This is a genomic window from Dictyoglomus sp. SSW (assembly GCF_055181335.1).
Genome location: NZ_CM143705.1, coordinates 869,167 through 881,067 on the forward strand (window position 1 = coordinate 869,167; position 11,901 = coordinate 881,067).

General features: G+C 32.7%; 12 protein-coding genes. 3 read left to right on the forward strand and 9 right to left on the reverse strand.

What is annotated here, in order from left to right:
• Positions 1-6: 6 nt before the first annotated feature.
• The 3 genes from ACY3JM_RS04060 to ACY3JM_RS04070 all read right to left on the reverse strand — a co-directional run bounded on the left by ACY3JM_RS04060 (position 7) and on the right by ACY3JM_RS04070 (position 2,995).
• Positions 7-294 (reverse strand): LapA family protein, encoded by a 288-nt coding sequence (locus tag ACY3JM_RS04060; protein WP_463111762.1) that lies wholly within the window; start codon positions 292-294, stop codon positions 7-9.
• Between the two features lie 125 nt (positions 295-419).
• Positions 420-1,025, reverse strand: coding sequence for a phosphate propanoyltransferase (gene pduL / locus ACY3JM_RS04065; RefSeq protein ID WP_463082458.1), 606 nt, complete (start codon positions 1,023-1,025; stop codon positions 420-422).
• Between the two features lie 89 nt (positions 1,026-1,114).
• Complete coding sequence (locus tag ACY3JM_RS04070) at positions 1,115-2,995, reverse strand: DUF4914 family protein (protein ID WP_463082457.1); 1,881 nt, start codon at positions 2,993-2,995, stop codon at positions 1,115-1,117.
• 172 nt (positions 2,996-3,167) lie between these two features.
• On the opposite strand from ACY3JM_RS04070, the gene ACY3JM_RS04075 reads away from it, so the two are divergent.
• The gene (locus ACY3JM_RS04075; protein ID WP_463082456.1) at positions 3,168-4,502 is read left to right on the forward strand and encodes a bifunctional folylpolyglutamate synthase/dihydrofolate synthase; all 1,335 of its coding nucleotides are present in this window, start codon (positions 3,168-3,170) and stop codon (positions 4,500-4,502) included.
• Here the strand turns inward: ACY3JM_RS04075 and pdo are convergent.
• The 3 genes from pdo to ACY3JM_RS04090 all read right to left on the reverse strand — a co-directional run bounded on the left by pdo (position 4,499) and on the right by ACY3JM_RS04090 (position 7,087).
• Positions 4,499-5,182: a protein disulfide oxidoreductase gene (pdo, locus tag ACY3JM_RS04080; protein WP_463082455.1), complete on the reverse strand. Its 684-nt coding sequence runs from the start codon at positions 5,180-5,182 to the stop codon at positions 4,499-4,501. The two genes, ACY3JM_RS04075 and pdo, sit on opposite strands and share 4 nt — an antisense overlap.
• A gap of 2 nt (positions 5,183-5,184) precedes the next feature.
• Positions 5,185-6,159, reverse strand: coding sequence for a thioredoxin-disulfide reductase (gene trxB / locus ACY3JM_RS04085; protein WP_463082454.1), 975 nt, complete (start codon positions 6,157-6,159; stop codon positions 5,185-5,187).
• Positions 6,160-6,235: 76 nt separating this feature from the next.
• Positions 6,236-7,087 carry an aldo/keto reductase gene (locus ACY3JM_RS04090; protein WP_463082453.1) on the reverse strand — a complete coding sequence of 284 codons (852 nt, stop codon included), beginning with the start codon at positions 7,085-7,087 and terminating at the stop codon, positions 6,236-6,238.
• A 177-nt stretch (positions 7,088-7,264) separates the two neighbouring features.
• Between ACY3JM_RS04090 and ACY3JM_RS04095 the strand changes: the two genes are divergently transcribed.
• Complete coding sequence (locus ACY3JM_RS04095; protein ID WP_463111763.1) at positions 7,265-8,653, forward strand: MATE family efflux transporter; 1,389 nt, start codon at positions 7,265-7,267, stop codon at positions 8,651-8,653.
• Positions 8,631-9,326 carry a lipoyl(octanoyl) transferase LipB gene (gene lipB / locus ACY3JM_RS04100; protein WP_463082451.1) on the forward strand — a complete coding sequence of 232 codons (696 nt, stop codon included), beginning with the start codon at positions 8,631-8,633 and terminating at the stop codon, positions 9,324-9,326. The genes ACY3JM_RS04095 and lipB overlap by 23 nt, the downstream gene beginning before the upstream one ends.
• Here lipB and ACY3JM_RS04105 read toward each other — a convergent pair.
• From ACY3JM_RS04105 to ACY3JM_RS04115, 3 genes are read right to left on the reverse strand one after another with little or no spacing between them, the layout of a single operon-like run.
• The gene (locus tag ACY3JM_RS04105) at positions 9,268-9,636 is read right to left on the reverse strand and encodes a hypothetical protein (RefSeq protein WP_463082450.1); all 369 of its coding nucleotides are present in this window, start codon (positions 9,634-9,636) and stop codon (positions 9,268-9,270) included. The two genes, lipB and ACY3JM_RS04105, sit on opposite strands and share 59 nt — an antisense overlap.
• A gap of 1 nt (position 9,637) precedes the next feature.
• A complete protein-coding gene (gene floA / locus ACY3JM_RS04110; protein ID WP_463082449.1) occupies positions 9,638-10,624 on the reverse strand; it encodes a flotillin-like protein FloA in 987 nt (328 codons plus the stop codon).
• Complete coding sequence (locus ACY3JM_RS04115; RefSeq protein WP_463082448.1) at positions 10,621-11,901, reverse strand: NfeD family protein; 1,281 nt, start codon at positions 11,899-11,901, stop codon at positions 10,621-10,623. Before ACY3JM_RS04115 ends, floA begins: the two co-directional genes overlap by 4 nt.

Genomic DNA, 11,901 nt, shown 5'->3' on the forward strand with positions numbered 1-11,901 from the left:
CACCTCTTAGTTTCCTGGAGATATTTCTTGCTCTTTATTTATCTTAAATTGTTTTTCATAATCTTTTATTTTTCTATTTAATTTCGATATTTCTCGTTTATATTTAAACAAAACTGGTAATATACTAATAAAAGCTAAGAGAACTCCAATTGCAAAAGTAATAAAAAGTACTGTAGAAATTTTAGTTGTAAAAGACCAATATACGAAGTAGATTACAACCTCAGTCTGATTTTGAAATGAAAAAATTAAAGCTATAATTATTCCCAAAAGAAGTATAATAATTAAGTTGGACAATAAGATCACCTCCTTGAAATTCGTTTTACCTATTAATTATATCTAAAATTGTGTAAATAAAAAGAGAGGAAGAAATTTATTTCTTCCTCTCTTTTCTAGAAAATTTTTATTTTAGCTTTTTTTAGCTATGTTTTTTGCAAAAGCTTTATTGGCTCAAAGACTACTGTAGCTATATCTCCGTTTTTAACAAATGCAGCATTTGCTTCGTCTGTATCAATATGAAATTCCCAGGCGTATTTGTCGCTTACTCTTATTAAGACATTTTCAAATACTACAGCTCTTATTCCTTCTACTTTTACCTTTACAATCTGCTTATCCACAAGACCCAATTCATCTGCCATATCTTTTGGAGTGTGTATATGTCTCCGTGCGACAATTACTCCTTTAGGAATCTCAATCTCTCCTAAGGGACCTCTAATCTTTATTCCAGGTGTCCCTTCCACATCACCAGAATCCCTTATGGGAGGAATGGGTTGAATCCCTAAATAAATAGCATCGGTTATTGCTAATTCTACTTGAGTATTTTTTCTGGTTGGCCCTAGTACTCTTAACTTTAGAGACCTTTTAGGCCCAATTACTTCTACCTCTTCTTCTGCTGCATATTGTCCTGGCTGTGATAAAGGTTTATAAGGATGCAACTCGTAACCTTTTCCAAATAACCTCTCCAGATCATCCTGTGAGAGGTGGACATGGCGTGCAGACACGCCTATCGGTACTTTTATTTCTTTCATTTTTATATTCCTCCTCGAATATAAAATCTTTTTTCTATTTATATTTATACCACTTATATATAATTTTTAAAAGAGAAAAAAATATTTTATTATCTACGAGGAGGAATTAGTTTTATATAATCCTCTAAGCTCCCATCATCTAAGCAACATTCAATAATTCTTTTCCCTAAGGGATCAAGATCTAAGGTCATAAATTTTTTAAGTTCTTTTTTAAAGAAATTTTTAAGTATTTCTGCTCCAGCATCATAGGCTTCTGGTCCTACTTCTGGTTGTTGATCTACTTGAAGAAATGCCTTTGGTATATAGTGACCTTCAACTTTTACTATTTCTAGGGCATATCCCAACAAAGGACATCTTGCAGGTTTTAATTGCTCTGGTCTGAATCTAGCACTTCCTCTTTTAGCTAAGTACTCTCTTACTATCCACTCTGGCATAAATCCTACCCTATAAACACCAATATACTGATTAGGCACAAGTATATATTGAGTATTAGGATAATCTAATATTTGCTGTAAAAGGAGATTGGCTTGTTTTACCATCTTTCCTGTAGCAAAAGGCCAATAAGATCCTACACCTTCACTACTCATTAAATCTCCATTGGTTACACTTGGATTATCATATCCTCTTGGGCTTACAAGTCTCCAAAGCCAAGCGATAGCAGGGGGAAGCACATGAAAGAGACCTACTATGCCATATGTTGGTTTTTCTTTTGTACATGGTGGGGTTCTAAAACCAAAACTCCTTACATCTATTTCTACAGATTCATCTATAATATTAGGTATGAATCTTCTTGGGATTATAACCCTTGGATTTGGACATGGTTTACCAGGTTCGTCCATAGTATGTTCCCATATTAAAGCAGTAGCACCAGGGTGTCCCTCAATATTTAAGAATATTAATGGCTCAGGCGGATGTATAGTAAGTCTTTCTAGCTGAGGCTCAGTGCCATAGCTTTTAATATTGTCCAGTCTTACAAACCATCCTTGTTCTGCATCTTTTACTACCATTTTGCCTCGTCCGGTTTGTAACTTAGGATGACACATTGCCATATCATCAGTTACAGGATAAATTTCACAAGATTCTTGGATTTCTATATAAAATTTTTCTCCTGTAATGATATTTGTACCTAATAGTACTCGGTTATCTTTTTCTCTGTGCATCTGTTGTAGTAGTTCGCTTTTTCCACCACCGCTTGCTCCTTCATGCATTATAGTTAATACATTATCATAAGGTGTTATTATTTTTACTGTTGAGGCATGTGCAGTAACCCAGCCTTCCATTTCTCCTATATTTAACAGTACTCCATATATTCCCTTTTTTGCACTGGGCCCAGGGTATAAATTATATGAAAAAACCTCATGATGGTTATTTATTCTATTATGTACTACGACTTGTTTTCCTCCAAAATGAGTATGTCTAAAAGGAGGGGCTACATATACTATGGCTATAGGCTCAAAATTGGTTCTTATTTGGCTTTTAGGTATAAAACCTTGAATATCAGCAAGTGCTCCAGCAAAAAAAGCAGCGTTAGAAGGGCAAATTAATAGGGAAGGGTATCCTAATTCTTTTCCACCAGACATAAATGGCATGACTATAAGTTCTTGTGATTTTAGCCATTCAAAGGTTTTTTCTCTTAATGTATCAAAATCTTCTCCAAACCTTTCCTTAAATGTAGGTTTATCTGTATCACCTTCGTCGCCAACTACTAAGCTATCTGGATCTCTTCTTCTCATATATACATCAGGATAATTTATTACAATTCCATTTTTGCATTTTGTTACTATAGCTTCCACTACTTCTCCTTTTCCAGGTACATTGTATTTTACTTCAAATTCTTTATTATCTTTTCCTCCTATAGCGAGCTCAAAAAATTCTTCTCTTTTTTCTGGTATTATAACTTTTTTACATGAAAGAAGGATATCTTCTACTTCTTTTGGAACTATAAAATAGGATACTTCTTCCCTAAGCATAATCTAATCGCTCTCCTTTCTAACATTTTATAAATAAACAAAGGCCAATATTTCTATCCTCATTGATGAGGGAAATATTGGTCATCTTTGAGCCTTTATTAGTTCAAGGATAAATTTATCACAAAAAGATGTTAAAATCAATTAAAGATTATTAAAATGGGAGGAATAGGAAGTGAAATATAAGGATGCTTTAGATTACATATATGGTTTTATAAATTATGAGAAAAACTTAGATAAATTAACTTATGAGGAGAAAAAGTTTTATTTAGAGAGAATGAAATATCTTTTAAATCTTATGGGAAATCCCCAAAATAATTTTAAATCTATTCATATAGCTGGAACAAAAGGTAAGGGATCTACATCTGCCTTTATTTTTTCAGTACTAAAAGAAGCAGGATATAAAGTGGGATTATATACTTCACCTCATTTGCAAACCTTAAGAGAGAGAATTAGGATTGATCGTGGATTAATTTCTGAAGAGGAATTGGTTGATCTTGTAAACATTGCTAAACCTTATATTGAAGAAGCCAAAAAGCATCCTATTTATGGTTCTCCTACTTTCTTTGAAATATTAACAGCTTTGTCTTTTCTATACTTTTCTATCAAAAAAGTCGATTTTGCAGTTATTGAAGTAGGATTAGGAGGAAGGTTGGATGCTACTAATGTTATATTGCCTTTAGTATCTGTAATTACTCCTATAGGTTATGATCATATGCATATTTTAGGAAACACTTTATCCCAAATAGCTTTTGAAAAGGCTGGCATTATTAAGGAAAATATACCAGTAATCTCATCTTTACAAGAGGAAGAGGCATGGAATGTGGTTAAAAAAATGGCTACTGAAAGAAAGGCTCCTATAATTAAAATAGATGAAAAATATAGTTGGAAAAGATTGTCATTTAGTAATTTGGGTCAGGAATTTTCAATAAGTGATGGTTCATATGAAAAAATATATTTTATCCCTTTATTAGGTAATCATCAGATAATTAATGCTGTTACTGCTTATGGGGTTTTAGAAGTTTTAAAATCAAAATATTTTATAGATATTGATGATGAGAGTATAAAAAATGGTTTTTCAAAGATTGAATGGAAAGGTAGAGTTCAAATTTTAAAGGAAAATCCAATGGTAGTTTTAGATGGTGCTCATAATATCTCTTCTGCTAAAGCTTTAAGAGATACTATCACAGAATATATAAAATATGATAAATTATTTCTAATCTGCGGTATGATGAAAGATAAGGATGCTTTAGGCTTTGTCTCTACTTTAGATCCATTGGTTTATAGCTATCATTTTGTTCCATTACCTACTAATAGAACAAGAACTCCTGATGAACTTTCAAGAATAGTAAACAGCTTCTCTGTAAAAGATGCTTTTTCTTATGTAGATTTTAAAGAAGCATATGAAGATGTGATAAAGAAAGCCTCACCTACTGACTTAATATTAATTACTGGATCTTTGTATTTAGTAGGTGAGGCTTTAGACCATTTCTTTGGTAAATTAGACTAATCTTTTAGGGCAGATTTAAAATATTCAAGAAATACATTTTCAGGAACAGCACCTTCTATCTCAACCTTTTCATTGATTATGGTTTTTGGTACCCCTGTTACTTCATATTTTTCTGCTAAATGTGGAAATTCAATTGCTTCAATCATATCTGCTGTGATTAATGGATTCTCCATAGCAAATTGATGGGCTAGCCTTACAGCTCTTGGACAATATGGACAGGTAGGTGTGACAAAAACTTGTATATGTACAGGTTTATCTACTGTCTTAAGAAATGACTTTGTTGTAGGAGAGAGTTGAGTTTCTCCTCTTGAAATATCAATGAGGTCTTCTATTAAACTTGAGAACTCATAACCTGATGGTATTCCGAAATACCTTACTCCTAAAACATTATTATTTTTCTCAAAAAGTATGGCAGGTATTTTATCCACATTATATTTTTTAGCAATAATCTCATCTGTGAGGAAATCATGTACCTCAAGTTCTAATAGATCAGAAAGTCCAGTTAATTCTTCCAAAATTTCTCTTGTTTGTTGACAATAGGGGCATTCTATTCTTCCCGGAACTACAAGTTTGCTTCCTGCAGCCTTTTCACTGAATAATATTATTTTTACTTTATCTTTTAGATTTTCCCTAAAAAGATTTTCTAAATACTGACGATCCTCTTCTTTTAAAAGAGCCATTATTATACCTCCTTATTATATTTAATATCTTCTAAAAATTTACTTGCTTCCATGCCTGCTATAGCACCATCTGCAACAGCAGTTACTATTTGTCTTAATATTTTTCCGCGTACATCTCCAGCAGCATATATACCTGGTACTGAAGTATGCATCTTTTCATCTGTTATTATAAAACCATCTTTATCTAAATTCAAAATATCTTTAAAAATTTCTGTATTTGGTATTAGTCCAACATAGATAAAGACTCCATCTATCGGCAATTGTTTAATCTCATTGGTTTTTAAATCTTGTAATATTAATCTTTCCACTTTTTTATCACCCTCAATAGCCTTGACTATATGACTCCATAAAAACTTAATTTTAGGATTGGAAAAGGCTTTTTGTTGTGTAATCTTTTCAGCTTTTAAAGTATCTCTTCTGTGAATTAATATAACTTCTTCTGCAAATTTCGTCAGGTAGATGGCTTCTTCAACAGCAGAGTCTCCTCCTCCTACCACTGCTACTCTTTTACCTGTAAAGAATGCTCCATCACATACAGCACAGTAAGAGACACCTTTTCCTGTGAATTCTTCTTCTCCTGGTACTTCTAATTTTCTTGGTCTTGTTCCTGTTGCTATAATAAGGGTTGGAGCTCTATATATACCATTAGATGTTTCAATAATTTTCCATATGCCATCAATACGAAAATTGAGAACATCTGCCTCTAATATTTTAGAACCAAATTTTTTTGCTTGGATTTCCATTCTTTTAACTAATTCTTCTCCTGTTATTCCCTCAGGAAATCCGGGATAATTGTCAATTTTTTCAGTTAAGGCTGCATTTCCTCCAATTATTGCTTTTTCAATAATCAAGGTCTTCCATAAGTTTCTTCCAGCATAAATACCTGCAGTGAGTCCTGCTGGTCCTCCTCCTAATATTATTACTTCTTGCTCTTCTTCAATTTTATCCATAGGCTTTGCAATAGAAATAAAATCCATATTTTACTATCACCTCCTTTATATATATACCATATGGAGTATATCAGAAAGATCTGAAAATTCAAGATATAGTACATTAAGAAACTTTAAAAATTGGTTCTATATTTAATGCAAGTTTCTTCAGATGCTCCAATTCCTCTTGAGTAATAGGATTAAAATTCATTCCAACCTCTATTGCCCATTGAAAAAACTTATATTCTCCTGGGGGTATAGCTGCTGTTATATTTAGGGAGAGGGTGAATCTTAATGCTAATTGAGCAAGTTCCTTATTATCAACAGGTTCATACCAACATTTAGGGTATTTTCTTTCTTGTCCTTCAGGAATAGAAGTTTTTGCCATGGCTTTTAAAGCTAAAATAGTAATACCTTTTTCTTTAGCTTTTTCAATTACTTGTGGACCGAAATTGCCATTGAAATAACATACCCAATTTATGGGAAATAAAATAGAATCAAAATTAAATACATCTAATAATTTTAATGCTATATCTGCAGAATGAGCGGAAAAACCTATATAACGAATTAAACCTTCATCCTTTGCTTTTAAAAAAGCTTCTAAGGCTCCATTAGGACCTATTACTTTTTGAAAATCATCCTCAGTAGTCATAGCATGAAGCTGATATAGATCAAAGTGATCGGAATTTAATTTCTTTAGAGATTTTTTTAGTTCTTCTAAAGCTCCTTCTTTGTCTCTTTGCATGGTTTTGCAAGCCAGAAATATTCTGTCTCGTTTTCCTTTGATAGCTGGACCAAGTTTATCTTCTGCATCTCCATATGAAGGTGCGACATCAAAATAATTTATACCTAACTCTATAGCTTCTGAAACTCTCCTATTTGCTGTTTCTTGATCTTCATTCATTACTAATATTCCACCAAAGCCTATTATGGAAAGAGGTTCTTTATTTTTTCCATAAAACCTTTTTTTAATCATTTTTTTTACCCCCTTTTAGTTTTTCTTATTTTACTTTATTTTTTCTTTACAAAAAATAGAGATTTTTATTATAATATTACCCACACCCCCCTCCTTATGAGAGGCTGGAAAGAAAAAGTTCTTCCAGCCTCTCTTTTAGTTAGAGGGATAAATAGTAAAAGGAGACTTTAAAAAGCGATGGAGCTTGACTATGAAGAAAGAAAAGAAATAGGTAAAAAAGTAATTACTCTTTCTATACCTGTCCTTTTTGAGAACCTTTTTCAACTACTATTTAGTTTTGTTGATATGATCTTTGTTGGGTTTTTAGGCGCAACTGCTTTAGCTGCTGTGGGTTTTGGCATGCAGATAATTAATGTGATCCTTGCTATAATTTCAACCCTTACTACGGGTACAATGGTGATGGTGGCTTATAGTGTAGGGGCAAAGAGATATAAAGATTTATCTGATTATTTACAAATTTCTTTAAATATTGGTTTATATTTATCAATTTTAATTTTGTTTTATGCCATATTTGGTATAGATGAGACCCTAAGGATGTTAGGAGCTAAGGGGGAGCTTTTGAAACAAACATCTCTATATTTGAAATATATTCTTGTTCCCGGTATTCTTATGGTCTATATGAATATAATTTCATCTGCTTTAAGGGGAGCTGGTGATACAAGAATACCTCTTTACATAACAATTTTTTCAAATACTATTAATATATTTCTTGATTACGTTTTTGTTTTTGGGAAATTTGGTTTTCCCAAAATGGAAGTTGCTGGGGCTGCTTTGGCAACAACTATTTCAAGATTTTTGGGGGTTATAGTACTTTTTCTTGTAATCTATAATAAAAATAGGCTTTTTAAATCTTTTAGATTTATTTCTTTAAAAATTGAAAAAGAGAAAGCTTTTCAAATTCTTAGAATAGGTATACCCACATCAGTAGAAAGTCTACTTTTTAACGTAGGTGCTCTTCTTTATGCGACTATCGTTTTAAAGTTGGGAACAAAAGTCTATGCTGCTCATAGAATATCTCTTAATGTAGAGTCTCTTTCTTTTCAACCTGGTTTTGCTTTTGGAGTTACTGTAACTGCTCTGGTAGGTCAGTTTAAAGGGGCAGGAGAGGATAAAAAAGCTCTTTTAGCCTCGTTAGAAGCATGGAAGAGAGCAGTGATACTTATGGGTACAGTAGGATTAATTTTATTTTTGGTCCCAGAATATTTTGTACAGATTTTTAGCAGAGATAGAGAAGTAATTAGAATGAGTTGTTCTGCTTTAAGAATTATTGCTATAATACAGCCTTTTTTGGCAACAGCTAATGTAATGTCTGGATCTTTAAGAGGAGCAGGATTTTCAAAAATTCCTATGATATATAGTGGTTTAGGTATGTGGTTAATAAGAATACCACTGGCTTATATACTCTCTATTAAACTTGGTTTAGGCCTTGTTGGAGCTTGGATTGCGATGGCTACAGATATATCTTTCAAGGCAATTTGTGGTTTTTATATTTTTATAATAAAGAAGTGTTATGAGAGAGTGAGTATAAAACTTGATAAAAGATATGGGCCAATTAGTAATTCTTAATCTTCCCAAAGTAAGATATTTAGATGCATGGGAACTTCAAAGAAAATTGCATTCCTTAAGAGTAGAAAATCTAATTCCAGATACCTTGATTTTGTTAGAACATTATCCAGTTATCACCTTAGGAAAGTTTGGTAAGGAAGAAAATCTTTTAAAAACGAAAGAAGAACTTAATAGCTTAGGAATTGAATATTTTCATGTGGATAGAGGTGGAGATATAACTTATCATGGTCCAGGACAATTAGTGGGTTATTTTGTTTTTAGAGTTGAAGGCGTTAAAAATTTTATCTTTAAAATTGAAAATGCTTTAATAAAGCTATTAGAAGAGTATAGAATAGAATCTGGGATTGATGTCAAAAATCCAGGAGTATGGGTAGGAAATAAGAAAATTGCTGCCATAGGGGTAGCAATTAAAAAAAGAGTTTCTTATCATGGTTTTGCTCTAAATGTTAATAATGATTTGACTCCTTTCTCTTTTATTATTCCTTGTGGTTTAAAAGATAAAGAAGTAACATCAATAAAAGAAGAGACCCACCGTAATGTAGACTTTGAAGATTTGAAAAATAAGATGGGTCTCTTCCTTTTTAAAGAATTTTATTTTTCAGAATTTAGAATAATTAATTTTTCCTCTTATATGGAGGACTCCATCCTTGAAGAGCTCTTGGTGGGCCCATAATCTCTATTAGTGCTATAATTTCTGGAAGATTATTTTTCAAGCTTTTCTCTATATAAGAGGGCTCTTCTTGTATTTTTTTTCCTTGAACAATTTCTTTTGTTTTACTCTCTATTCTTGGTTTTTCTGAGTATAATGTAGATAAAACTTTAGTTTTTTCTTTTGGTGGGGACTCAGTCTTAGGCGTTTTCTCCAACTTTTCTTCTATTGGTTTAATGACAACTACTTTTTTCTGTTTATTAACTTCTTTAATGGCATTTAAAGTGGCAGATAGAATTATGAATAATATATATAGAAATACTATCCATTCCATTTTAATCTTTGCCTTCTTCTTTTGTTTGTCCAAGTTTAGATATTGCTTCTCTCATGGCTGTATCTGCCATAATATTTTTAAGAGTATAGTAATCTAAAACACCTATTTTACCAGCTCTCAATGCTTCTGCAACAGCTAATGGTACTTCTTTTTCTGCTTCTATTAATTTGGCTCTCATTTCTTGAGTTAAAGCTTTCATTTCTTGTTCTCTTGCTATAGCAAGAGCTCTTCTACTTTCGGCTTGGGCCTGAGCGATTCTCATATCAGCTTCTGCCTGATCCATTTTTAGTCTTGCACCTACGTTATTTCCAACATCTACGTCTGCAATGTCTATAGAGACTATTTCAAAGGCAGTACCAGCATCCAATCCTTTTGCAAGTACAGTTTTTGATATACTATCAGGATTTTCTAATACTTCTTTATAGCTCTCTGCAGAACCTATCGTGGTTACAATACCTTCTCCAACTCTTGCTATTATGGTAGCTTCGCCAGCTCCTCCCACAAGTCTCTCAATGTTAGCTCTTACAGTTACTCTTGCTTTAGCTTTCAGCTCAATACCATCTTTGGCAACAGCTGCAACTGTGGGAGTTTCGATAACCTTTGGATTTACACTCATTTGTACTGCTTCTAAGACATCTCTTCCAGCAAGATCTATAGCAGCAGCTTTCTCAAAGGTTAAAGGAATTCCAGCCCTTTGTGCAGCGATAAGAGCATTTACTACTCTATCCACATTACCTCCTGCTAAATAATGAGCTTCTAATTTATCTAATGTAACTTCCGATAGTCCTGCCTTATGAGCTTTAATTAGAGAATTAATTATTATTCCAGGGGGTACCCTTCTAAGTCTCATTCCGATAAGATCAGTAACTTTTATTCGTACACCAGCTGCAAGGGCGGAGATCCAAAGTCCTAAGGGAACAAAGCTAAAGAATATTACTAAGAAAATTAAAACTAAGATTAGGATTAGAAAACCTAAAACTAAACTCATTTTTCACTCCTCCTTACAAAAATTTTATTTCCCTCTACTTTTACCACTATAATCTCCGTATTTGGTTCAATGAATTCTGATTCTGTATATGCCTCTAATTTTTCTCCATCTACTTCAATATAACCTGTAGGTCTTAACATTGTTATAGTTATCCCTTTTTTTCCAATAAGGTCTGTTCTTTCTTTAACTGCAGTGTATCCTAAATCTTTCTTTTGATCTTGAGGGATGTTTAAAATTTTCCAAAATCTGCTTCTTGGAAGGTAGAAGATAAGAAATATAATAAGGGAAGATACTACAAAAATTCCTGTAAGAATTGCTTGGGTGGTTCCAACCTTTTGAGCTATAGTAAGATATATACTAAAAAATACTGAGACACTACCTAATATTCCTGAGATTCCAAATCCTGGGGTATGTATTTCTATAAAAATTAGAAGAAGCCCTAATAAAAATAATAGTACTGTTTCAAGTCCCGAAAGTCCTGCTAAATAATGCCCTCCAAAGAATAGACCTAAACAAACAATAGCTAATATTTCAGGAACACCTAATCCAGGGGTAAAGATAGCTACATAAAGACTTAACATTCCTATAGTCAAAATGATACTAGATACTGTTGGATCTGTTATAAATCTTACAATATTTTCAGACCAAGTAGGATTAAGCTTTACAAGATTTGTATCCTTTAATTTGAAGAAATTTAGTACATCATCCATATTAGAAGCAATAAGATCTGCGAATTTAAATTTTTTGGCTTCTTCTGCGTATAATGTAAGAATTTTACCTTTTTCTTTTATACCAGGTATGTAGATACTTGCATCTACCATTCCTGCTGCTATTTTAGGATCTCTTCCTCTTTTCTTTGCGGTACTCTCGAACTCAGCTTTAAGAGCAGAGATAATTTTTTCTTCTGCGGGTCTTGGTTCTGCTGCTCCAATGCTTCCAGATGGAGATATGGCGATTTTTTCACACGCAAGCGCTATTAATGCACCTGCAGACCAGGCTCTATCTTTTATATATGCAATGGTTGTTATGGGAGTATTAAGGATAGCATCTCTAATCTTTGTGGCTGCATCTACCCTTCCACCAAATGTATCAATTTCGAATATAAAAGCTTTTGCATTTGGATGTTCTCTAATACTTCTTTCTACGAAAGAAGAAAGCCCTAATTCGATAGTTCCTTTAATAGGTATTATATATACTGACTCTTGGGCAGGAACTGAAATGGAAATGATCCATAGAAGAAGAATAAAGAGAATTAAGAAAAACTTTCCTTTTTTCAA